This is a genomic window from Paenibacillus sp. MSJ-34 (genome assembly GCF_018918005.1).
Taxonomy (GTDB): domain Bacteria; phylum Bacillota; class Bacilli; order Paenibacillales; family Paenibacillaceae; genus MSJ-34.
The window spans coordinates 68266-93215 of sequence record NZ_JAHLPR010000006.1; the positions used below are offsets into that span (position 1 = coordinate 68266).

The 24950-nt window shown below is 52.8% G+C and carries 16 protein-coding genes; 7 read left to right on the plus strand and 9 right to left on the minus strand.

The annotated features are described in order from the left end of the window. Window positions 1-12: 12 nt before the first annotated feature. The 4 genes from KQI79_RS04440 to KQI79_RS04455 form a co-directional block, all read right to left on the minus strand. Window positions 13-1200, minus strand: coding sequence for an anti-sigma factor (locus tag KQI79_RS04440; protein WP_216537020.1), 1188 nt, complete (start codon window positions 1198-1200; stop codon window positions 13-15). Next, window positions 1197-1697 (minus strand): sigma-70 family RNA polymerase sigma factor, encoded by a 501-nt coding sequence (locus tag KQI79_RS04445; RefSeq protein WP_216537021.1) that lies wholly within the window; start codon window positions 1695-1697, stop codon window positions 1197-1199. Before KQI79_RS04445 ends, KQI79_RS04440 begins: the two co-directional genes overlap by 4 nt. 141 nt (window positions 1698-1838) lie before the next feature. Further along, entirely contained in the window at window positions 1839-2360 is a 522-nt protein-coding gene (locus KQI79_RS04450; protein ID WP_216537022.1) for a DinB family protein, read from the minus strand. Window positions 2361-2426: 66 nt separating this feature from the next. Beyond that, window positions 2427-2618, minus strand: coding sequence for a WCX domain-containing protein (locus KQI79_RS04455; RefSeq protein ID WP_253297946.1), 192 nt, complete (start codon window positions 2616-2618; stop codon window positions 2427-2429). A 500-nt stretch (window positions 2619-3118) separates the two neighbouring features. Between KQI79_RS04455 and KQI79_RS04460 the strand changes: the two genes are divergently transcribed. Beyond that, window positions 3119-9478 (plus strand): S-layer homology domain-containing protein, encoded by a 6360-nt coding sequence (locus KQI79_RS04460; protein ID WP_216537024.1) that lies wholly within the window; start codon window positions 3119-3121, stop codon window positions 9476-9478. Between the two features lie 286 nt (window positions 9479-9764). On the opposite strand, the gene KQI79_RS04465 is transcribed toward KQI79_RS04460, so the two are convergent. From KQI79_RS04465 to KQI79_RS04475, 3 genes are read right to left on the minus strand one after another with little or no spacing between them, the layout of a single operon-like run. Further along, the gene (locus KQI79_RS04465; protein ID WP_216537025.1) at window positions 9765-10745 is read right to left on the minus strand and encodes a sugar ABC transporter substrate-binding protein; all 981 of its coding nucleotides are present in this window, start codon (window positions 10743-10745) and stop codon (window positions 9765-9767) included. Between the two features lie 2 nt (window positions 10746-10747). Continuing rightward, window positions 10748-12382, minus strand: coding sequence for a response regulator (locus tag KQI79_RS04470; protein WP_216537026.1), 1635 nt, complete (start codon window positions 12380-12382; stop codon window positions 10748-10750). Then, window positions 12379-14190, minus strand: coding sequence for a sensor histidine kinase (locus tag KQI79_RS04475; RefSeq protein WP_216537027.1), 1812 nt, complete (start codon window positions 14188-14190; stop codon window positions 12379-12381). The genes KQI79_RS04470 and KQI79_RS04475 overlap by 4 nt, the downstream gene beginning before the upstream one ends. Window positions 14191-14434: 244 nt before the next feature. Here KQI79_RS04475 and KQI79_RS04480 point away from each other — a divergent pair, with 244 nt between their 5' ends. The 5 genes from KQI79_RS04480 (at window position 14435) to KQI79_RS04500 (ending at window position 20342) form a co-directional block, all read left to right on the plus strand. Next, window positions 14435-15505, plus strand: a complete 1071-nt coding sequence (locus KQI79_RS04480; protein WP_216537028.1) for an ABC transporter substrate-binding protein — start codon at window positions 14435-14437, stop codon at window positions 15503-15505. Window positions 15506-15593: 88 nt separating this feature from the next. Next, window positions 15594-17105 (plus strand): sugar ABC transporter ATP-binding protein, encoded by a 1512-nt coding sequence (locus tag KQI79_RS04485; RefSeq protein ID WP_216537029.1) that lies wholly within the window; start codon window positions 15594-15596, stop codon window positions 17103-17105. 4 nt (window positions 17106-17109) lie between these two features. Further along, window positions 17110-18138, plus strand: a complete 1029-nt coding sequence (locus KQI79_RS04490) for an ABC transporter permease (protein WP_216537030.1) — start codon at window positions 17110-17112, stop codon at window positions 18136-18138. Continuing rightward, window positions 18131-19093 carry a galactofuranose ABC transporter, permease protein YjfF gene (yjfF, locus tag KQI79_RS04495; RefSeq protein WP_216537031.1) on the plus strand — a complete coding sequence of 321 codons (963 nt, stop codon included), beginning with the start codon at window positions 18131-18133 and terminating at the stop codon, window positions 19091-19093. Before KQI79_RS04490 ends, yjfF begins: the two co-directional genes overlap by 8 nt. Before the next feature lie 199 nt (window positions 19094-19292). Next, a complete protein-coding gene (locus tag KQI79_RS04500; protein ID WP_216537032.1) occupies window positions 19293-20342 on the plus strand; it encodes an ABC transporter substrate-binding protein in 1050 nt (349 codons plus the stop codon). A 54-nt stretch (window positions 20343-20396) separates the two neighbouring features. Here the strand turns inward: KQI79_RS04500 and pgmB are convergent, their stop codons facing one another. Both pgmB and KQI79_RS04510 read right to left on the minus strand, forming a co-directional pair. Beyond that, window positions 20397-21083, minus strand: a complete 687-nt coding sequence (gene pgmB, locus KQI79_RS04505; protein WP_483311366.1) for a beta-phosphoglucomutase — start codon at window positions 21081-21083, stop codon at window positions 20397-20399. 692 nt (window positions 21084-21775) lie between these two features. Further along, entirely contained in the window at window positions 21776-24073 is a 2298-nt protein-coding gene (locus tag KQI79_RS04510; protein WP_216537033.1) for a glycoside hydrolase family 65 protein, read from the minus strand. A 119-nt stretch (window positions 24074-24192) separates the two neighbouring features. Here KQI79_RS04510 and KQI79_RS04515 point away from each other — a divergent pair, with 119 nt between their 5' ends. Continuing rightward, window positions 24193-24948, plus strand: coding sequence for an AraC family transcriptional regulator (locus tag KQI79_RS04515; protein ID WP_253297947.1), 756 nt, complete (start codon window positions 24193-24195; stop codon window positions 24946-24948). The last annotated feature ends 2 nt before the right edge of the window (window positions 24949-24950 follow it).

Genomic DNA, 24950 nt, shown 5'->3' on the forward strand with positions numbered 1-24950 from the left:
AAGGAGCGACGGTTAACGGTCGCTCCAGTTCCATAACCGCACTTCGCCCAGGCGAATCGCGGCAATCCAGTCTTCGCGCTGCAGCTTTAATAGTTCTTTGGTCGGGCCGGTAACAGCTACCCCATACAGCTTGACTCCATTTTCCTCGAGATAGGGAATCCGCTCATCCAATTTCAGGTCAAACGCCGCATGATTCGCAATCCTTTTATACTTCTGCAGCAAGTACAGCGTCTTCATAAAATTTTCTTCCCGGATGGTTCCGTCAAGCGAGTCGACCGGAGGAGCGGAATAGCCCCTTGTGACAACTTTCCCCAATATTCCGCGTTTCTCTACCGTCTCATCCGTCATCTTCCAGTCGTCATGATGCCACATCGGATAATAGGGAAAACCTATCGGACCCAATGATCCGGAATCTTCTCCGGTGTATACGGCAAACCATACGGGGGACATATTTTTATCCTCGAACAGCTTCAGAAGCTCCCCGGTCGAATAAAATCGGTCCAATGAAAGAAAAGCTTCCGCCACCGTACCTTCAGGCAGCTTGGCGAGGGTCGCCCATTCGGACGAAGGCTCCTTGCTCTTTTTCTTTTCCCCTTGCTGCAGTCGATCGCGGTCAGGATTAACAAAGACGTAATTTTGCGGTTCCGTTTCCGTTCGCCATATGATATCTTTGCCGCGCGGCAGGCCCAAGAACATATTCATGGAAAAATCGCCGATATTGATGCGGGCATCGCCGATTTGTTTATTCAGTTGGCCTTTGTAATCGACGTTGTAATAAGCATTTGTATGAGAACTTAAATTGACGGAAATATTCGGTTGGGTAACGGCAATGGCCGAACGGATGATGTCCCGATACAGTTCCATCCTGTTCGGAGTACCCGTACTGAAAAACAAGGCGGTAACGACCGAGCTGACAATCGAAAAGACGATAAAAATCGCCAGCGCCATGAACGCATTGCCGATTCTTGCCCGCCACTTCCCTTTCCGAATAATCTTTCTTTCTCTTCGGGCCGCTTGGGGATCGCTCCGGTCTTGCGGAGGTTCTTGTCCGGCCAGCCGTTTTTCTTCTCCCATGACCTCGTCCAAATAAGCTTGATAGGCTTCCATCTTCCCAAGCTCTCTTTCCACTTCTGCCTTTTCCTCGTCTGAAAGCTTGCCCTCGGCATAATCTTTCAGCTGCCGTTTAAAACGTTCGGTCAATCGACATCATTCCTTTCCCGATTTTGCCGCAGTTTTTGCCTCGCCCGGAACAGCAATATTTTAAAATGGGACAAACTGATCTCCATCACGTCGGCGGCTTCTTTATAGGACAGCTGATGAAAATCGTACAGCAGTAAAGCTTGCTTTTGATTGTCGGGCAGGCCGGCAATCGTCCGTTCCATGCCGTCCCAGTATTCCTGCCGCATCAACTCCGTTTCCGGGGTGTTGCCATCGGCAAGCTGTTCGAAAAAATCCGTTTCTTTCGCATCGCTTCGTTTTTCTCTTCTCTTGAAATCAATAAATGCGTTATAAGCTACCTTAAAAAGCCATGGTTTGATTTTCTCTTCCCGGCACTGTTCCAAAAATAAGTACGCCCGGTAAAATGTTTCCTGAACCAATTCCTCAGCTATATGATGGTCGCGGGAAAGGGAGAGCAAATAACGGTATACGTCTTTCATGTATTGCTGATATATCGCATCCAACGAATTTCGTTCCATTGACTCCCCCCTTCACCCTATACACGTTTTATTTCGGCAAAAGTTACAGCCCCTTGGGCAATGATGAAAAAAAAGAGCGAATTTAGCGGAAATTGACCACTAGCCTCGCTCTTTTTACTGAAATCTTTTAACTGTTGTCGGTTAAAATCGCTCCCCATTGCGGATTTCAAACAAATAGAAGGCATAATCCGTCGGAACGCCGGCGTGGCCCAACTGGCGCAGCATCGCCGTAATATTGCCGCGGTGATACGTTCCGTGATTGACGACATGCTGAATAATTTCCGAAGGACGGGTATCCAGCGACCCATATTTGGGATGATGAATGGTCATGGCCTCGTCCAAATTCGGATGTCCCGACAGGAAAGATTGATACCGCTCCCCTATAGCCGCGTACAGCTTCTCGGTCTCCTCTAGTCCGATGTCCTTCGATTCCTCCGTCCAACGGGCGATCTTCGGAAAGATCTCATTATTTTCTTCACCGGAAACGACCGCGAACCACAAGTTGTCGGTAATATAAATATGAGCGAGCACCTGGGAAACGGTAGGGAAGACGCTTTGAATTTCCATATCGCAAATATTTCTCGGAAGCTCTTTCAGGCGGTCAATCACCTTTTGGTTCGCCCAAACGTGATAACGATACAATTCCAATGCATGATGTTTCATCTGATGTAGTCCTCCTTTAATTGTTTTCCTTGTTCAATCATAAGCCAGCCCCCCTGACAAAGCCTGTCAGTGAAGCTGCGACTCCGTTTCGTAGAAGATGGCCAGTTTTCTAGCCGTTTCAGCCATTAACTTTCTAATTCTTTCCGGCTCCAGCACGCGGATTCTCGTCCCGAATGTCATTAAATACATTGGAATGTATTTTTCCAAGGTGGGGGCGTCGATAGCAAATTGTACTTCCCGATCGAAGCGTTCTTTCAAGTAATCCATTTTCCCATAACGGAGGCCTCCCTATGTCCGTCATTATATTTGCCGTTGTTTTCTCATGCTTTCACATTAACCAATTGGCGGCTTTTTGTACACACCTTCGCGCGGGAGAGTTGGATTTTATCAATAGCAAACAAAATTACATGTTCTGTTCGAAATTGTTGTTACTTGCCCCGACCGGATTATCATTCACAAAAGATCCGTTAAAATCTTGCAGGATGTCCATGGAAAAGTACATGTTCCCCTTGTGAGGAGGTATGATATAACAGCTATTGAGCTTTAAAAAAACGCTTTCAGGGGGAAGGCCGCTGGCGAATCGCGGTATCGGCGATGAGAGGAGGCGTGTATTCAAAGGCTAGTCGAAAATGGATCGGATCACTGACACCCGGAAAAGCTGAATCCGGCCATCGGACGAAGTTATTTTTGACAGCGGTTTCAATGTGTGCCATGTACCGCTAAGGCCGACGGCTGTAAATCAAAAGGAGGATGTATGAATGAGCAGAAAGCATACCGCCAGAAACAGGATATGCTCTATCGCAATGGCCGCTTTGCTGTTGTTTGGTTTGTTTCCCGCATTCGGTCTGCCGACCGCATTCGCCGATAGCGTGAATACGGTCTATGCGGCCGCCTACATGGGGGCGAAGACAACGGCAGGAACGACTTTGCCTGACAATCTGGAAGTTGACGGCCAGAGTGCGCCTGTAACCTGGCATATTGGCGAGGACACCTTTGCCGTGCCTTACGATACCGTGACGGTTACCGGTACGGCGGGGGGCAGGGCGGTCGTCGCCAATGTGGAAGTTGTTCCGCCCGCGAGCAATCCTTTGGTTTACTTCGTGGATAGCGGCAGAGGCGGCGATTCCGTAGGCAACGGCCCTGCTGTCTCGCCGCTGTATGAAGCGGTCAAAGAGCTGACCGGCGAACATTTGCTCAACCAAGCGCCGGATCAGAAGTATGCCGGCGGAACGAACGGCTGGGGGTTCGACGATTCCGTACACAAGGTGAAAAACTCCAAAGACGGGGGACATACGGACCCGGCCGCCGACCCATCGATATGGGTTGTCGGACTGCGTGCCGCCAACGACCATATCATTTATCAATTAAAAGCTCCTGAAGCCGGAACCTACACGCTCAGCAGCGGTTTCCACGATTGGTACGGCAACCGCTCCCGCGTCATACGGCCCAGCATTCAGTATCAGGATCTAGGCGGCGGTACGCAGACCGTCCATCTTGACCAGTTCAATACCAATGCGACCCGGTTCATTTCAAGCGAATTTACGATTCCCGAGGACATTGACACGAGCGTTCCCATGACGTTGACCTACGCTTACGTGTCCGGCGAAAAACCGATCTTGAGCTGGTTCTCCATTGCCGAGGGCGGGATCAAAGGCATGATCGAAGACGCCCGGCAGAACGCAGCGTCCATGGTCAAGATTTTGTTGGACGGCAACGATATTAAAGCCGACAATGTCAACGGCCTGACGTTCAAAGGTTTCGGCGTGCTGAGCGCCAACAGCACCAGCGCGCTGTTGATGGATTATAAGGCCGAGCATCCCGAGGCTTACGCGGAATTGCTGCAGATTCTATTCGGCGGAGAAAATCCCATCATGACGCATGTGAAAATCGAGATGGGCAACGACCGCAACAACTCCACCGGTCCGGATCCGGCCACGATGCGTACGGCCGACGAAGAGGCCAACGTGACCCGGCATCCCGGGTTCCAGCTTGCGGCCGACGCCAAGGCGGTGAACCCGAATCTCAAAGTGAGCATTCTGCGCTGGAGCGCTCCCGCTTGGGCGGACAGCAACGACAAAATCTATACTTGGTATAAAAACACCATTCTGGCCGCTTATCGCGAGTACGGCTATATGGTCGATTACGTCAATCCCCATATTAACGAGCATGCGCCGGATTTGACGTGGACGAAACAATACGCCGAGCGGGTCAGAACGGATAACGAAAGTTTTGCGAACGAAGAAGAGAAAGCGCTTTATCATCGCATCGAAGTTATCATTTCCGATGAAGTCGGGATCGGCTCCTTCGGCGGCAGCATGGTGAACGATGCCTCCCTGCGGGATGCGGTGGCGGTCGCCGCCTACCATTACAACACCGATGACGACAGTGCGGGCAATTTCAAACGGCTCGCGGAGCAATTTGACATTGAGGTTTGGAACAGCGAGGCGCAGGCTACCTTCAGCAACTCGTCCTTCCGTCCCAACAACAATACGAAGGACCCCGCAGTGGCGGGCACCGGCATAGGCGGTACAGGCAGCGCGCTGGAAATGGGCAACACCATTATTAAAGGGTTCGTCAATTCCCGCCGGACGCATTTTGTGTACCAACCGGCCATTGGCTCCTTCTACGAAGGCGGGCAATATTCCTTCAAAGAATTGGTCAGCGCGCGCGATCCGTGGTCGGGCTGGATTCACTATGACGCGGGCCTACTCGTGCTCCGGCATTTCAGTTGGTTTGCGAAGGCAGGTTGGGAGAACGAAAATAATAACGAGGGGATCTGGAGAGCGGTTGCGCAAGCCAGCTACACCGGCGCGACAGGCACGAATCCCGTCAGCGGACGCAACGGCACCCCGAGCTACATGACGCTCGCGGCTCCGGACAAAAGCGACTTTTCGACTGTTATCGTGAATGACAGCGAATATGAACGAATTTACAAGCTCCAGGCGGTGAATATGGGCTATACGGGCACTCCTTCCCTGGAAGTATGGGAAACTCGCGCGGCCGACGAGGGAGAAGCCTTCAACAGCAATTATATGAAGTTTCTCGGAAAGATATCGGCCGATGGCGGGGGCGTTTACACCGTGCGCGTCAAACCTTATTCGATTGTGACCGTTACGACATTGGAAAATAACGGGAACGATGCATATCATATACCGCTCCCCGTTGAGGGCGAGCGCACGGTGCTTGACACTGATGCGACAGGGTCGGTTCAAAATACCGAGGATCGTATATTGTATGCAGACGATTTTGACTATTCCGACAAAACGGTTCCGGTGATCGGCGAAGGCGGCCAAATTACGGGCTATCAAAGCTATATCGAATCACGCGGCGGCCCGAAAGGCGCAATACCCCGCTACAGCCATGATCGCAACGGCGCGTTTGAGGCGTATCTGGACGAGCAATCCGGAAACTATGTTCTGCGCCAGCAGTTGGATCGCGGGCTTATGGGACTTGGCGGCACGTGGAACAACGGCGAGCCCGTCACAGCGATCGGCGATTACCGGTGGACCAACTATAAGGCCAGTGTCGACGTTTCGTTCGAAACGAACAATACGCAAGGCGGCGCAAATTACGCCGCGATTGGCGCCCGATATCAGGGCGGCGGCAGCTCCCATACGATCAACGGCACGCCTTATGTACTGAAATTTTGGTTCGACGGCGGCTGGCAGTTGCTGGTCGATGGCCGTTCCGTGGCGAACGGCAATGTCGCGAGCGGTTCCGGCGGCGTGAAGATCGACGATTTTGACGACGCTTATAACGCATGGCATAACATTGCCGTTCAAGTTGCGGGCAATCAAGTGACAGCCTACCTGGACGGCGTGGAGCTTGCCTCCTATACCGATCCGAATCCCAAGTTGTCCGGCCGGGTGGATCTTGGCAGCGGATATTATCACGTCCGTTTTGACAATTTGCTGGTTGAAACGGTGGAAGGCTACGCGCCGTACTATTCCGAGGCGCTTGACGATCTTGAGATGCACGATCTGGCTTCCGCCCCCGCCCCTAAGCTGACTTACAGCGGTTCGTGGGCGCATGATAACGGCAAGGGCATGTTCCATTATCAACGCTCCCTTTCTACCAGCCAAGGCGCTGATGCTGCGCTGGAATACACGTTTGTAGGCACCGGACTGGATATTCTGGGCCCCAACGACGGTTCGGCGAAGCTGGAGGTGACGGTGGACGGGCAGATCGTAGCGGCTTCAGCCATTGCGACGGCCTCTAAGGAATTGTACCAAACCTTTACGCTTCGCGGGCTTGCATATGGCGAGCATACCGTTCGGATCAAGGTATTAAGCGGCACCTTGGTTGTGGACGCCGTGGCGGTTGTTTCCGGCGAAGTGAAAGGTACGCCCGATACGGCTGCTCTCCAAGAGGCGGTAGCAGAGGCGCAAGGCATCGACAAGCTGGACGAATTCCGCGACAGCGACTGGCAGCTTTTTGAAGCCGCGCGGAACGCCGGTCAGGAAGCGCTGGATCATCCTGTTTCCTACCGATTGGATCAAGAGGGGGCCGAACAACTCGCGGCACGCCTTGTTTTTGCCCGGAACCAGTTGTTTACGGGCGATATACGGGAGCTTAGCTCGCCTCATTATGCCGCCGTCTACGTCGGCGGGGCGCCAAATCTCCCCGAGAAAGTGGAGGCGACACATGAAGACGGATCGAAATCGTTCGTGACCGTCAATTGGAATTTGGACGGCGTCCGTTTCGACACCGCCTATGAAACGGTAACCGTAACAGGCACTTACGGAAGCCTTGAAACCGTTTGTTATGTGGAAGTCGTACCTGAGGACATTCTGTATTTCGTGGATCTTAACGCTACGGCAAACGGCCTGACGCCTGGACATACGGCGGGCAACACATTGGGCTACGATTCGCCCGCATACACTGCTGTCGCGGCTCTTGCCGCTGCGGCCGGCAAGCCGCTTCTCAACGATGCCCCGGACCGGATTTACGATACGGCCAACGGTTGGGGCCATAGCGGTTACAACGCTAGCGGCACGCCGTCCATATCGTACAAAGGGATTTCAAGCGGCCCGTACAGCAAGCAAACCACGACGGGGATCTATACCGCCAATCAGATCGGAGCTGCCCTTACTTATACGTTTGACAATTTGCCTGCCGGCGAGCATATGCTAACTCTCGGCACTTACAGTTGGTGGCCTGATTATTCCCGCACCGAAGAAGTGTACCTTGAGTACGGCAATCAAAGCGTGCTTGTGGGCACCGTTACGCTCGACAACAATTCGTTCGACGCAGTAGAAGGGTATACCTTCTCTATGGCGGAAGCCGGACCATTGACACTGAAGCTGAAGGCAGTGCAAAGCAACCAGTCGCCGATGCTGTCCTTTGTGGGAATTGCGCCGGTCAAGAGCCCGGAAGCGGATACGACGAAGCCGGTCATTACGTTGCTTGGCGAGCCGGTTGTCCATGTGCCAGTCGGCGCGGACTACACGGATGCGGGCGCGACGGCACTTGACGATCGGGACGGCGACATTACGGACCGCATCGTGACTACGGTAACTAGCAGCGCATACGGACTAACGGCAATCGATACATCGATTCCGGACGTTTACACGGTCCATTATAATGTGAGCGATGCTGCGGGCAATGCGGCCGACGAAGTGACAAGAACGGTCATCGTATCGGAAGATGTCGAAGCAGATGTGACGAAGCCGGTCATTAGCTTGTTGGGCGAACCGGTTGTTCGCTTGCCCGTCGGCGCAAGCTATACGGATGCAGGGGCAACGGCGATGGACGATCGGGACGGCGACATTACGGATCGCATCGCGATTACGGTGACCAGCAGCGTAAATGGCGAAACAAAGCTCAATACAGCGAAAGCGGGAACGTATACGTTCCGCTACAATGTAAGCGACGCAGCGGGCAATGCGGCTGACGAGGTGACAAGAACCGTAATCGTCTATAACACGGATCGCGACGACACGGCAACGACTTCGTCGTCGAGTACCCCGGCAGCACCATCAGAGCCTAAGAGTCCGGCGAAGCCCGAGATCCCATCGACGACCCTGGTGCTTGACGCAGACGATTTGCGAGACGCAGTCGATGGCACGGTGATCGTCCGTATTTCGGAGAATCAAGATACCGTCATTCTTCCGGGCAATATTGCGGAAATTCTCGGAGATAACCGTCTCCGGTTTGCGAGGCCGAATATGACCATCGAGTTCCCGGTCGAATCTCTGAAGACCATCCAAGCCGCTGTACTAGGAGATGAGGCCGAAGAGGCGCAGATTCATTTCTCGATGCGGCTCGTTCCGAAGGAAGAAGCCGCCCGGATTGTTGGCAACTCTGCTGCCCATCGTACGGCTCATTTGACGACGGCAAGCGATATGTATGATGTTAACATGCAAGCCGTTGGTGCGGACGGAGCTTCCGTACCGGTAACAACCTTTGCCGAGCCATTAACGATTGCGTTTCAAGTCGATCCGAATGCCGATCCCGATCTGTTGGGCATTTACTATATTGCGGAAGACGGATCCCTTAAGTACGTGGGCGGAACGTTGGCGGACGGCATCATAACTGCGAAGATTCAACGTTTAGGGAAATATACGGTTCTGGAATACAACAAAACGTTTGCCGATGTAGGAGAGAGCCACTGGGCGATGGAAGCCATTAAAAAACTGGCGGCAAAACACATCATCGAAGGGGTCGACGCGACTCGTTTCGATCCGCAAGGGAATGTAACGCGAGCGCAATTCGCAGCGATGCTGGCACGCGCGTTGGGGTTAACCGCCGCAGGGAGCATGACGTTTACAGACGTGGATCCCGATGCATGGTATGTCGAAGCGATCGCGAAGGCAAGCAGCGCCGGAATCGTGCTTGGGCGCGATTCGAGCACATTTGCGCCGAATGCCGTCATAACCCGGGAAGAAATGGCCGTTATGATCGTGCGTGCGTATAATTATTTGCACGGCGCAGAGGCAGCCGCGGCAAATTCAAGCTCGTTTAGCGATACCGATCGAATTCAAGCTTGGGCTCGGGACGCTGTGGGAGCCGCGCAGGCATGGGAGCTCATTCGAGGACGCGGGAATAACCTGTTTGCCCCGAAAGAGACAATGACGCGAGCGGAAAGCGCACAAGTGATTTCGAATCTTCTGGATTAGGCAAAGCTGATTTGCGTAGGCGAGTCGGCGCCAGACATGGCGCTGGTTCGCCTTTCTTTTACCCCAATAGTCCGAGTTGCCTTTGCAACCCTGAAGCAAGTTTATTCGAAATATCATACACAAATCGCGATTTCGAGCATTGATTCTGTAAATGTATGCGGCTAATCAATCGGTAGATGCGGAAAAGTTGCTGCCGATTGCCATCCTGAGCGAGCGGAATTTCGACAGAAGGATCGTTAAGGAGACACCCGAGGCTTAAGGCAAAACGCAGACAAGCTGCCTTCCGTCAGCGGGCGACAGCCTGTTTCTCTTTCTTTATTTCCTGAATTCCGGTATCGACGAACGCGGGCACGGCGATTTTTTGGGTTGCCTTCAACAGATGGTCGATCAGCAGATGCCCCCAGTCTTGCTCGTTCTGCGAGATGACGGAAGCGATTTGTCCGTTATGGACCGCTTCCTTAATTTCGGGAGTCAGGCCGAAAGCGACGGCGTCGCGGTTCAATCCTTTCGCTTTCCAGACGAGCACCGAGGTCGAGCCGGAGATGATGTCCATGGAGACCAAGGCGTCAAAATGCGGATGATCGTCGATCATTGCCTCCATATCGGCCAGAGCCTGTTCGCTGCTTCCCTCATGGTATCGAATCTCCAACACCTGGATATCCGTATGCTCCTCCAGATACAGGAGCAAACCTTCGAGCCGCGCTTGTTGAATTTCCATGCCGGCGAGCCCGGTCTGGACGAGCAGCATCCCTCTCCCTTTCAGAAGGCGCTCAATGACGCCGCCCATCGCCGTTCCGGCCTGAAAATGATCCGTGCCGATATAGGAGAGGCGCTTGCTGTCCGGCGAATCCGCTTCGAAGCAGATGACCGGAATGCCCGCCTCGACCGCCTTGTTAATGACGGGAACGAGCGCGCGCGAGTCGATCGGATCGATCGCGATCGCGTCTACCCGCTGCTTGATCATCGTCTCCATCATCCTGATTTGTTGCTCCAAATTAATTTCTTCCGGCGCTTTCACGATTAGTTGGATGGAAAAGGGCTCGGCCGCTTTCTCCGCTAATTGGGTTATCTCTTCATAGAACGGATGCGCCATCGGATAGACGATGCCGAAAGTGAAGAGCGGGGGACGCTCTTCCTTTGGCGCGGCAGGCGCCCCCGCAAGCGGAGGCGCTACTTCCTGCGAGCTCCCGCAACCCGCCGCCGTTAGAAGCGCAAGCAGGAACACGGCTGCCGGCACAATATGAACAAAAGGTATAGCCGCCTTCATCGTTATCCCCTTCCGACGGCATTCAGCGATTCGACTATCGTTCCCTGTTTGCGGAATTCCGTCGTCGTCATGCCGGTAACCCGTTTAAACACATTGGAGAAGTAATGGGCGTCGTTATACCCGACTTGAAAAGCGATCTCGTATGTCTTTGCCTGGGTCGATTGCAACAGCTCCATCGCTTTGCGGATACGGGTTTGCGTCAAATAATCGATAAATGTTTGGCCGGTCTCCTGACTGAATATTTTGCTTAAATGGCTCGGGCTCATTTTGACATGTTCGGCGGCATCCTGCAGCGAAATTTGGTCTTTGTCGTAATTGGAATGGACGTATTCTTTCACTTTCATCAGCAGATCGGCGTACCGGTCGGACGAGCGGGAGCGCCACAGCCAGAATTGCTCCGCGAGCCGGGTCAAATAAGCGCATGCCTCCTCCCACGTGCGTACCGCCTCGATCGATTTCTGAAATTGCGGCAGCAAGTCTTCATGCGGGTTCGGACTCCGGTACAACTCCTCGGCGGTCCGGAAAACCTCCAATGTAATATCGTTCAAAATATAATAGCCGATAAGGGAGGAATTCCAATCGATCAGCCGCAGCTCAGCCGCAAATTCGCGAACGAACGACCCGGTCTGGGCCGGTGAACCAACCTTCAGAAATCCGATGAACGAATTGCGGTCCAGGAAGATGCGCTGATTCAGCGATCCGCGGGTCGCCTCCCATAAATTGCGGCGGTTCTGCCTGGATAACCGGCGCCAATGCATATCCTCCTCGGCTTCCAAATAGGAAATGTGAATGCCTTGCAGCCGTTCTTGAACCGATCCGATACCGACCGCCATGAACAGATCGCCCGTTTGCTCGGATGAGGACTCCTGAAATTGCCGGAAAGGCTCCAGGAGGCTTCGCATCGTTTCCGGATCGTTGCCTTTGACGATCCAGACCGTTTTCGTGCGGCTTGCCTTGAACTCCAATATCTCTTCCCGGTGCCCCGCATGAAATTGCGGCAGCGGCCAGACCGCTTCCTGCGGCTCGTCGCCGGGAATCGAGCGGGTAGCGGAGATATCGTTCTGTTGAATGCGTACGTCCAGCATGGCTACGGCGTAATAACGCGCGATCAATTGCAAGGATAAGGCAGCGCTCGCGCGAATCGCATCGGAAGCGGCGAGAAGCCCGTTGCATAAATCGCCCAGCAGCTTCGCTTTCGACAGGGCCGCATTGTCCCGTTCGGATTGCCGCAACTGCTCGATCCGTTCCCGTTCGCTGCGTTCCTTGTCGATTTTCTCACCCACTTTGCGCAGAAGGCCGATCAAGTCCGCCGAGCTGACCGGCTTGAGGCAATACTCCTCGATCCCCATGCGGATTGCGCTTCTGGCAAATTCGAATTCGCCGTGTCCGCTCAAAATAATGATTTTCACCTCAGGCATCCGCTTGCGTACAATTTCGCTTAACTCCAAGCCGTTCATAAACGGCATTTTAATATCGGTAATCAAGATGTCCGGCCGCAACTGCTCAATCATCGGCAGCGCGACTTCGCCGTCGGAGGCGTCCCCGCAATACTCGAACCCCTCCTTCTCCCATTGGATGCAGTCCCGTATCGTTTCCCTGATCAAAATTTCGTCGTCGACCAACAATAATTTTTTCATCCGTCATCACTCGCTTTCGTCGGTATTCGAATCGTCACCGTCGTTCCTTCCAGTTCAACGCTTTCTACGCGTACCCCGTAATGTTCCCCGTAATAGAGCCTGATGCGCTGATGCACGTTATGGAGCCCGAATCCGCCGGACACTTCCTCCCCGGTTTCCGCAGGAATATGCCGATTCGTTAAGTTGGTGCGCAGCGTCTCCAGCTTCTCCGGCGTCATGCCGATGCCGGAATCTTGCACGGCCAGCTCGATGAACTGCCCGCCCGCGGCGCGTGCGGTGACGCGGATCATTCCTTTGCCCCGTTTGTTCTTCAGGCCGTGGTACAGCGCGTTCTCAACGATCGGCTGCAGCGTCATTTTTAAGATCGAATGGGACCGGATATTCGGATCCACGTCGATTTCATAATCGAGAATGTCGCGATAGCGCATTTGTTGAATGATCAAGTAGCTATGCACATGTTCGATCTCCTGCTCCAGGGGGATCCAGTCCAGCCCTTTGCTCAGGCTGATGCGGAACAGGCGCGACAGCGATTCGACCAAACGGATCACTTTATCGTTTTTGCCCGCTTCGGCCATCCAAACGATCGAGTCCAGCGTGTTGTACAGGAAATGAGGGTTGATCTGTGCCTGCAATGCGCGCAATTCGGCTTTCTTGATTTCTTCCTGTTCCTTAATGCTGCGCTCGAGCAGCGATTTGATTTTTCCCAGCATAATATTGAAGCTTTTGCCCAGATCGGCGATCTCGTCTTTGCCCGTAGGGTTCACCTTCGCTTCCAGAAACCCGGACGCAGCCAGCTTCATCTTGTTCTTCAGCAATTGAAGCGGGCGCGTTAGCCTGGAGGAAATGAAGAAATGGAGCGTTACCGCAAACGCGATGCTTAAGACGACGCTGACGATGATCAGTTGCCTGATCGAATTCGCTTCTTCCACGATTTCTTGCAGCGGCACCTGGCCGATGATTTTCCAGCCTGTCGTCGGCGAGGCCGATGCGAAAATGAATTTCGGGACTCCCTTCGAGCTGTCGACATATCCGGTAAGCGAACCTACCGCCAAACCGGATAGAACGGACTGTTCCGGGAAATGAACGCTTCGTTCCAATTGAGAAGGCGTGAAAATGACGCGGCCGTTTTGATCGACAATATAAAAAAAGCCGGTTTTGCCGATGGAAACGTTGTCGCAAAATTGCTTGACTACGGACACGTCCAAATCGATCACGATAAAGCCGATGACTTCATGCGTGATGCGTTGTTTGACGGCGGCCATAATGGAGATGACGTCTCGGTCCTCGTACGGCAGCCCGTCCAGCCTGTCCAGAGGGGAGGCGTCGGGCGGCGGAACGTTGAGCACGGCGTCGGGATGATTGGTCAAGTAAGCGAAATGCGGGTTGCGCAGCGGATTTTTGTCCAGTTGGAATACGCCTCTCCGTTCGCTGATGCCCCGGCCGTATAAATTGATCATTGTAATATTGAGAACGCCTTCGTATTTATACGTTTGGCGGTACGAATCCATCGTTCGCAATATTTCTTTGGCATCCTCGTACGTATCGCTCTGGGAAAAGAGAAAATGGAGCACGCGCGGATGCTTGCCGAGCTCCAGCAATTTGCCGGTATCCGTGAAAACGGTTTCCATCTCTTGCGCGAGCTGGTCGGCCACTAATACCGCTCCGGCTTTGCTGTTCGCATACACGGTGTTGTACGATTTCTGGTACGAAATGAGTCCGATTCCGATCAGCGGAATAACGGTCAAGATAACAAACATGGTAAGCAGCTTGGCGCGCAAGCTGGAGGAAATCCAATCGATCAGCTTCATCGATTTCTCGGCCCTTCCACGATTTCTTAATGTTAAAAATTATGAATGATCCGTATTGAAAACGCAATCATAAACAAAAAATCGCACCTTCGGCAAAAGAAATCGAACCATCGCTCCGCCATGCCGCCAAATCGATAAAAAATTGCAACGAACAACGATGAAACTCCGTATCCGGGGCGTTTGTAAGCGTTTTATAATCAAAACACGCCAGATACGTTGGTGAAATCGTAGGGGAGGAATAGACATGAAAACATGGAGAAAAACAGGGGTTGTGCTGGCTGCGGCGTTCATGCTGTTGTTCGCGGCGGCTTGCGGCAACAGCGGCGGCAGCGGATCGGGCGATAGCGCGCCGGCGTCGACGAATACCGGCGGCGAAACGCAAGGAAGCGGCCAGCAATCGGGCGATACGCAAACAGAGCAGGAGAATTCCGTCAATAAGAAGATTACGCTCGGATTCTCCCAGGTGGGCGCCGAGAGCGGCTGGAGAACGGCGAACACGAAATCGATCCAGGATTCGGCCAAAGAAGCCGGGTTTGAGCTGAAGTTCTCCGATGCGCAGCAAAAACAAGAGAACCAGATTAAAGCGATCCGCAGCTTTATTCAGCAAAAAGTGGATGTGATCGCCTTCTCGCCGGTCGTCGAATCGGGCTGGGACACCGTATTGAAGGAAGCGAAGGATGCCGGCATTCCCGTCATTCTGACCGACCGTGCTGTCGATTCCAAAGACACTTCGCTGTATGAGACGTTTATTGGTTCGGATTTTGTCGAGGAAGGAAGACGGGCGGGACAATGGCTTGTAGATCAGTACAAGGATGCGACGGAAGACGTCAATATTGTGGAATTGCAAGGAACGACCGGTTCCGCTCCGGCGATTGACCGTCAGGCCGGTTTCGCGGAAGTGATCGCTTCGAATCCGAAATTGAAAGTGATCGCGTCTCAGACAGGCGATTTTACCCGCGCCAAAGGGAAAGAAGTTATGCAAGCATTCCTGAAAGCGCACAAAAAAATCGACGTATTATACGCGCATAACGACGATATGGGACTAGGAGCGATTCAAGCGATTGAAGCGGCCGGGCTGAAACCGGGCGAAGACATCATCATCATTACCGTCGACGGCGTGAAGGACGGATTTATCGCTGCCAGCGAAGGCAAGATCAATTTTATCGTCGAGTGCAATCCTTTGCTCGGCCCGCAATTGATGCAGGCGGTGCAAGACGTTGTAGACGGCAAGGAAGTGCCGAAACGAATCGTTACCGAAGAGGGCGTATTCACTTCGGAAGATGCCAAACGGGAGCTGCCGAACCGTCAGTATTAATTTGCGAGTAACGGGAGAATCCGCTCCGCGCGGGAAGCTTGTCTTGTGCGCCGGAGCGGGATTTTCTTGAAGGGAGAGAATGTGCCAGATGAAGGAACTTCAGCCGATTTTACAAATGACGGATATTCATAAGCAGTTTCCTGGCGTCAAGGCGCTGTCCGGCGTCGACTTCCGTCTCTTCCCGGGCGAAGTCCACGCGTTGATGGGAGAGAACGGAGCGGGGAAGTCCACATTGATCAAAGTGTTGACCGGCGTCTATTCCGTCGACCGGGGAACGGTCGTCATGGACGGCCGGCAAATCGCCGTTCATAACCCGCAGGAAGCGCAGCAGGCCGGAATTAGCACGGTATATCAAGAGGTGAATTTATGTCCTAATTTGTCCGTCGCCGAGAACATCTATATCGGCAACGAACCGCGCCGTTTCGGACGCATTCGTTGGAAAACGATGAACGAACAGGCCGAACGGCTGCTTCGGGAAAGATTGCATTTGCAAATCGACGTGACCCAGCCGCTGCAAACCTATTCGGTTGCGGTGCAGCAATTGATCGCGATTGCGCGAGCTTTGAGCATTTCCGCCAAAGTGCTTATTTTGGACGAACCGACATCCAGTTTGGACCAGAACGAGGTGCGGCAGCTTTTTGCCGTCACGAATAAGTTGAAGGACGAAGGCTTGGCCATTTTGTTCGTTACGCATTTTCTGGATCAAGTGTATGAAATTTCGGATCGAATAACCATTCTCCGCAACGGAGAATTTGTGGGGGAGTATGCGGCGAGCGAGCTTCCCCGTATAGAATTGGTATCGAAAATGATCGGCAAAGAGCTCGATATGCTCGAACATTTGCCCAAACCGGCGGCGGACGGGACAAAGCCGGAAGGCGAAGTCATTCTGGAAGCGACGGGATTAGGCAGGCAAGGCTCCATCGAACCGTTCGATTTGCTGATACGCAAGGGTGAAATTATGGGGCTTGCGGGACTGCTCGGCTCCGGCCGGACGGAAATGGCGAGGCTGTTCTTCGGCGCCGACCGCGCGGATCAAGGCGAGCTGCGGATGTCCGGCAAGAACGGCATGCCGCATACCCCGAGGCAAGCGATCGACCGAGGAATCGCCTTTTGTTCCGAGAACCGGAAAACCGAAGGCATTATCGACGATTTATCCGTCAGGGAAAATATCATTCTCGCCCTGCAGGCGAGTAAAGGCTGGTTCCGGACGATATCCAGAAAACGGCAGGATGAGATTGCGGACGAGTATATCAAGCTGTTAAACATCAATCCGCCGGACCCGGAACAATTGATCCGCAATCTGAGCGGCGGCAACCAGCAGAAGGCGCTGCTCGCGCGTTGGCTGCTGACCGAACCGAGCTTGCTCATTCTGGACGAGCCGACAAGAGGCATCGATATCGGGGCCAAGGCGGAAATTCAGAAGCTCGTCTTGTCTTTGGCGCAAAAAGGAATGTCCGTTCTGTTCATCTCCTCCGAACTGGAGGAAGTGCTCCGGGTCAGCGACCGGATCGCCGTGTTGCGCGACCGCCGCAAGGTCAAGGAAATGCAGGGCGAGGAAATGAATCAGCAGCAAGTTATGCAGGCGATAGCAGGAGGGTAACGGTATGATGAAGCATCGGTTGTTTTGGCCGCTTGTCGTTTTAGCCGCGCTTTTATTGTTTAATTTGATTTATTCGCCCGATTTTTTCTCGATTAAAATGCGGGACGGCCATCTGTACGGCAGTCTGATCGATATTTTGAATTTCGGTTCGCCGCTCATTTTGGTCGCCATCGGAATGACGCTTGTCATCGCGACGAAAGGCATCGATTTGTCCGTCGGTTCCGTCGTGGCCATTACGGGCGCCATGGCTTGCCTCATGATCAGCCGCAGCGCCGATCAAAATGCGCTGGTCGTCGTCCTTGCCGCCGTCGCCGTTGCCGTCCTTTTATCGGCGGCGCTGGGGCTATGGAACGGACTTTTGGTTGCCGGCGCCGGCATCCAGCCGATCGTCGCCACGCTGATCTTGATGGTAGCCGGACGCGGGATCGCCCAGTTGATTACGGGCGGGCAGATCATTACCGTCAACAGTTCGAAATACCAATATATCGGCGCGGGCTCGCTGCTCACCTTGCCGTTTTCGATTTTTATCGTCGCCGCCGTGTTTGCCGCCGCGTCGTTCCTGACCCGGAAAACGGCCCTTGGCTTGTTCATCGAATCGGTCGGGTGCAAACCGACCGCCAGCCGTTTGGCAGGCGTGCGTTCGAAAACGGTCATGCTTGCGGTCTATTTGTTCTGCGGATTATGCGCGGGCATTGCCGGTCTCATTCTTAGCTCCAACGTTTCAAGCGCCGACGGAAACAACGCGGGACTGTGGTACGAGTTGGACGCCATTCTGGCCGTCGTCATCGGCGGAACCTCGTTGAACGGGGGGCGGTTTTATTTAACGGGGACGCTGGTCGGAGCTCTAATTATCCAAACCTTGACGACAACGATCTACATGGTCGGGGTTCCCCCGGAAATTACGCTTGTCGTCAAAGCAGTCGTCGTCTTGGCCGTATGTTTGATTCAATCGGAGCAATTCCGCGGCATGCTCGGCGGAGGTTGGGGCAGAGGGGCCCATTCGGCGAAGCGGGAGGTGAAGCGGCATGCTTAAACGCCAATATGTTCCGCTCTTCGTCACGATCGGCTTGTTCATGCTGATTTTCATTGCCGGTTCTTTTCGGTATGCGGGTTTCTTTTCCATGCAGGTGTTGCTGAATCTGTTGATCGATAACGCGTTCTTGTTAATTGCGGCAGTGGGTATGACTTTTGTGATCGTCTCGGGCGGAATCGATCTGTCCGTAGGTTCCATGATCGCGCTCACAACGATGGTGTCCGCCAGTCTGCTGCAGCAAGGATGGCCGCCGTATCTCGTCATTCCGATCGTATTGGCAATTGGGGTCTTGCTCGGATCCGCGATGGGGGCGATCATCCATTATTTTAAAATCCAACCGTTCATTGTCACATTGGCCGGCATGTTCCTGGCCAGAGGATTATGCTATGTGATCAGCATCAATACGATGACGATCGACAACGCCTTCTACACTTCCGTAGCGCAGACGAAAATAAAGCTCCCCGGCAGCAATTTCATCTCGATCAGCGTCATTATCGCTTTGCTGGTCGTTGCGATGGGGATTTACTTGGCCCATTATACGAAGTTCGGCCGCAATACGTATGCCGTCGGCGGCAACGAGCAATCGTCGTTGCTGATGGGATTGCCGGTAGGACGCACGAAAATGCTCGTCTACGGCTTTAGCGGGTTCTGTTCTTCCCTGGCCGGCGTCGTATTTACGTTCTATATGCTGTCAGGCTACGGACTGCATGCGAACGGGATGGAGCTTGACGTTATCGCGGCCGTCGTCATCGGCGGAACGCTGTTGACCGGAGGCGTCGGATACGTCGTGGGCACGTTCTTCGGCGTGTTGATCCAAGGCGTCATTCAAACGATTATCAGCTTCGAAGGCACGCTCAGCTCGTGGTGGACGAGAATCGTAATTGGCGTGCTGCTGCTGTTGTTCATTTTGCTGCAAAGGCTGCTCAGCGAACGCCGGTTTGCCGGGCGAGGCTGATCGAAGGGGATGCGAAAGAAGGATATTTGAGGACAACGAGCCGTTTGTCGCAAATCTCCTTCTTTTTGCTAGCTAGCGGAGCGGGTGAGGACATTGGAGATAATAGTTTACGAAACGATTGATAGCGCTCTATAATCTTAAATAATCGTCGTTCAGCGAACGCGGCATTTCGATTTTTCAGGTGGGGGGAGGCGGGCCGATGTATTTCCGGGGGAAGGCGCTGTTTTGGCTGCCGCTTTGTTTATTGATCGTCTTGTTCGGCTGCGAATCGAATCATCCCGATAGCGCGCCTGCCGGCGTGGCAAGAGGCGAATACGATAGGGATGAAGGAAGTCCGGATTCATCCGACGAGTCGATAGCGCCGCAGCGGCCGATCGTGCTCGGGTTTTCCCAACTTGGCACGGAAAGCGATTGGCGTAACGCGAACAGCCTGTCCGTCAAGGAAGCGGCGAAGGAAGCGGGGATCGAGCTATTGTTCGAAAATGCGGAGCAGTCCCAGGAGAAGCAGTTCGAAGCGATTCGGGGTTTTATCGACAAGAAAGTGGATTTAATCGCCGTCGCGCCGGTCGTGCAGTCCGGATGGGACGATATTTTGAAGGAAGCGCAACTGGCGGGCATTCCGGTCATTATTGTCGACAGGGCTGTCGACATTCTCGATGCGTCGCAATACGTGACGTTAATCGGCTCGGATTTTTACGAGGAAGGCCGGAAGGCCGGGAAATATTTGCTCGACAAAATGGCGAATTCGCCGGGTCCTGTCGGCATCGTCGAATTGAAAGGGACGGCCGGTTCCACTCCTTCGATCGACCGGGGCCGGGGCTTTCACGATACGATCGGGGAACAATCAAAGTTCCGGGTGCTTAAGAGCGAATATGTCGATTTCACCCATGAGCGGGGCCGGGAAGTGATGCGCTCGTTGTTGCAGGAATTGGGGGAAGAAATTCAAGTCTTGTATTCCCACAACGACGATATGGCGCTCGGCGCCATCGAGGCGATCGAAGAGTACGGGCTGCGGCCGGGCAAAGATATGATTATCATTTCCGTAGACGGCACTCGCAAGGCGCTGGAGAAAATGGTCCAAGGGAAGATCAACTGCGTGGTCGAATGCAATCCGCTGCTTGGCCCGAACCTGATGCAGGCCGTCAATGAATTGATGGAGGGGCGCACGCTGCCGAAGCGGATCGTGACTCCCGAAACGGTGTTTACGGAAGTCACGGCGGAACGGGAGGTGCACAACCGGAAATATTAAAGGCTGTTTTCGCGGAAACAGCCCTTTCTGCGTTCTTGGGACGGCGCCCGACCGTTAATTGCCGTTTGCAGCGCTTGCGAATGCCGTCGCGATTTGCGCGAAGTCGAGCTGCGAAGTGCGTTCCAGCACCAGGTCGGCGTGGGGAAACGCTTCTCTGTCGCCGATGGCGACGGCGAACATGCCCGCCGATTTGATCGCCTGGACGCCGGAAACGGCATCCTCGACGCCGATACAATAAGCGGGATCGACCTGCAGCATTTCGGCGGCTTTCAGGAACACTTCCGGATCCGGCTTGTTATTGGCGATTTTGCTGGAATCGACAATGGCGCCGAATTCGCTCTTCAAGCCGAGACGCTCCATCACGAAGAAGGCGTTTTTGCTGGCGGACGCGAGTCCGAGCTTGATGCCGCGACGCTTGATCTCGGAGAGCAGCTCGTTAATGCCCGGCAAAATGTCGCTTGGCGTCACTTTCTCGATCATCGTTTGGTACAGTTTGTTTTTCCGGTCGGCGAGTTCTTCCATTTCTTGTGCCGTGTACTCGCGCCGATCTTTGGCTTGGCTAAGCAGCAATTTCAGGGAGTCCATACGCGAAACGCCCTTCAAGTTTTCGTTGAATGCCCGGGTAAATTCGATGCCAAGCTCGTCCGCGATCGCTTTCCAGGCAAGATAATGATATTCTGCAGTGTCGGTAATAACGCCGTCCAAATCGAAAATAAAGGCTTGGATTTGTTCCTTCATCATAGGGTGATTCTCCTCTCAACGGTATGTGGCGCAGGTATTTTTGAACGATGGCAAGAGAAATAACTGCAATAATCAGGCTGTTGAAAAAGTGCTTTTGGGCAAAAACTATGAATGGGAAATCGCGTCATTGCTGGGTTTTTGCGCCTCCCCCTTTGCGGAAAACGGGGTTTATCGACAGCCTGAAATATCCAGTTAATAGTTCGATTTTCGATAATTTCAACACTAGCGTTGCATTAAATCTTCTAGCTGGGATGCGGTACCATGGAAATATAACGGATTTCCGAGGTCTTATTTTTTAAATTCCAGTCGAATATTTGGAATTAACGGATTTTCGAACCGTTACCATGTCGCGATCGGCTGAGAATCCTTGGTTTTGTGAAGTTTCGACAAAAATAGAGCCCTCAAAATCCGCTAACTCCGCCAAAATTGCGTTATTGGATCAAATAAGGCCTCCAAAATCCGTTAACCTTGTTCATCCCTATCGCAATCATCGGCTTGAAACGCAGTAAAACATCCGGTGCAACGCTAGTGTAATTTCAACCAGAAATAGCCGGAATAACTGGATATTTTCAGTTATTTAGTTCCATGGAAGCAAAATATATGAAATTAGCTGTATTTTTGCAGTTAGTGTGGTCGTCGATTTCGCAGCAAGCAGCTTACTAGACAGTCGCTTCCGCCGCGTTTAGTTCGCCTTACTGTGCGATTGCGCGTTCCACAGGCTGGCTTAGCTGCAAGGTCGTTTCAGCCCCGTACAGCTTCAGGCTCAATTCCCCGCCCTCCAACAATTCCAGTTGGACTCGCTCTTTGCCGATGCGAACCTCGATCAACCGGCCGCGGTAACGTACGCGGAACGCATATTTGTCCCATGCGTCCGGAATCGATGGCGCGAACGACAGGCCGGATTCCTTCAATCGCATGCCGGCGAAGCCGTATACGATCGCCATCCACGTTCCGCCCATATTGGCCAAATGCAGCCCGTCCTTCGTATTGCCATGCGTATTGTCCAGATCGAGCCGCGCGGTTTCGATGAAATAATCGTATGCTTTGGCATGGTAACCGATCTTGGAAGCCATAATGCTGAAGATGCAGGACGATAGGGACGAGTCATGCGTCGTAATCTTTTCATAATAATCGTAGGAACGAACAATCGTATCCGAATCCTGCTCGTCCTCCAGCAGAAAATGAGCGAGCACGGTATCCGCCTGTTTGCACACTTGATAACGATACAGCGTCAGCGGATGATAATGCAGCAGCAGCGGGTAATGCTCTTCAGGCGTATTTGCGAAATCCCATACCGCCTTGCGCAAGAACGTGTCGTCCTGCGGGTTGATGCCAAGCTCCTCGTCGTACGGCAAATACATCGCATCCGCCGCTTTCCCCCATGCTTGCGCTTCTTCGGCGGTTGCTTGCAGCCGCTCGCAGAGCGCTTTGAAGCCTTGATCGTCGTATTCCCGCAAAATGTCGAAGCTCTTGGCGGCCCACTTCAAATTATGTTTGGCCATCGCATTGGTGTAATAGTTGTTGTTCACCATGCAAGTGTACTCGTCCGGCCCTGTCACTTCGTCGATATGAAACTTGCCCTGATATTCGTGCCCGATCTCCATCCATAGCCGCGCCGTTTCGAACAGCACTTCCGCCCCGTATTCGAGCAAGAAGGAGTTGTCCTGTTCCGCGATATAATATTGGATATAACTGTACGCGATATCGGCGCTAATATGGTACTGCGCCGTACCCGACGGGAAGAAGGAGGAGCATTCCGTTCCCGATATCGTGCGCCAAGGATATAACGCGCCCTTCTTATGCCCCATTTCCCGCGCTCTCGCCCTCGCTTGATCCAGCTTGGAGTAACGGTAAAGCAGCAGTTGGCGGGCGATCTCCGGCTTGGTCATCAGGAACACCGGGAACATGTAGATTTCCGTATCCCAGAAGTAATGCCCTTCATAGCCTTCGCCGGACAAGCCTTTGGCGGAAATATTGCTGAATTCGTCTCTTCCGGCGGATTGCAGCAATTGATACAGGTTGAACCGGATGCCTTCCTGCAATGCCGCATCGTTCTCGATGACGATATCGGCCGTTTTCCAGAACTCGTCCAAATACTGTTTTTGTTTCGCTAACAAATCTTCAAAGCTTACGCCGGCAAGCTCTTCTTGCAACGCAACCCCCCGGTCGATCAGTCGGTCTTGATGGCGCAGCGTATCGGTATAAACGTTCCATTTTGCAAAAGAAACGGACTCCGATTCCTTTATCGCGAACGTATAAGTACTCACCGTTTCGGTTCCTGAAGCGAGGACTTGCACCTCGGGAGCGCGCTCTTGCTCATACCGGTGCGCGGTTACGCAAGCTACTTGCAGCCCGGACGCTTGCGTCTCGTCCATCGCATAAGCGTAATCGTCTTGATATCCGCAAGCCGCGACGGATAAACGCTTGGCATGTCCGGCTCCGACGCGCGGATCGTTCGGATTCGTATAGTTGCTTACATCGCCGTTGACAGAGGAGACGATTTTCACGGGGCCTGTAAAGTTGACAGATTCGATCCGGATGTCGATCGCGAACAACTCTCTATATTCGAAAGAAACGATTCTGCGAAAATGCAATTTAATCTCTTGGCCGGAGGGCGATTCCCAATGAATGATTCTCTCGGAATATCCCCGGTCCATATGAAAATTCCGTTCATAAGAACGAATCTTTCCTTGATCGAAGCGGAACATTTCCTCTTCGGTTCCGAAATAGATGCGTATGCTTTGAGCGTCGATCACGTTGACCAGCTTTTGCTGCGTATCGGGAAAGGCAAACAGCTTCTCGCCGTACGGAATGTCGGTGCGGTCGTGAAAGGCGTTCAGATATGTGCCGCGGATGCTGTTCATTCCTTCGGGATAACCTTCTTCGAAATTGCCTCGAACGCCCAAATAGCCGTTTCCTAGCGCGAAGAGACTTTCCAGATTTAAAAGTTGATCTTCGCGTAAGCCCGAATTTGATATGTTCCAAGTCATGTTTGCTGCTCCCTCCAAAGATAGTTCTTATGATTTGCATTTTATCCGCGAACGCTTTAAAATGATATTAAATTTTTTAGGAAATTGTTAAAATTTTTAGGTATGGCGAGGTGCAGACGATGGGTATAGATTTGTCATTATATTCTCCCGTAGTACGGCAATTTCTATCCGCCCGCATGAAAAACGTAGAGCAAAGCTTCGTTCACCCGCCGTTGGATTACGAAAGAGAATTGCTCGAGGCGATCAGGCTCGGCGATGAGAGTAAAGCGATGAGCACGATGAATAAAATCAACGAATTGGAAGGGGCGACTTTGGCCGCAGAACCGATCCGTTCGAAAAAAAACGCGCTGATCGCTTCGTGTACGCTCTTCACCAGGGCGATCATCAAAGGCGGGCTCGATCCGGAGACGGCATTCCAGTTAAGCGATACGTTTATTCAGGAAATAGAAAGAATCGGTACTATGGAGAGATTGGCTTATTTCGAATACGAGATGATCACGCAGTTTATCGCCGTGATGAAGAGGGAACAAGAGACCCTGGATTACAGCCATCTCGTGAGATTATCGATTTACTATATTCGGGAGCATATTTTCCAGGAGTTGTCCCTTGAACGGATCGCCAAGCATGCGTATGTGCATCCAAGCTATTTGTCGGACCGGTTCAAGAAGGAGACGGGCTGGACCATTACCGCCTATATAAATAGAAGAAAAATAGAAGAATCGAAAAATTTTTTGACCCATACGAATATTTCGATTTCGGAAATCGCCCTTCTATTCAAGTTTTGCAATCAAAGCTATTATTCGCATTTATTCAAGAAATGCACCGGAATGACCCCCAAACAATTCCGCAAGGAAGCAAGCCATGCGGAACCGTAAAC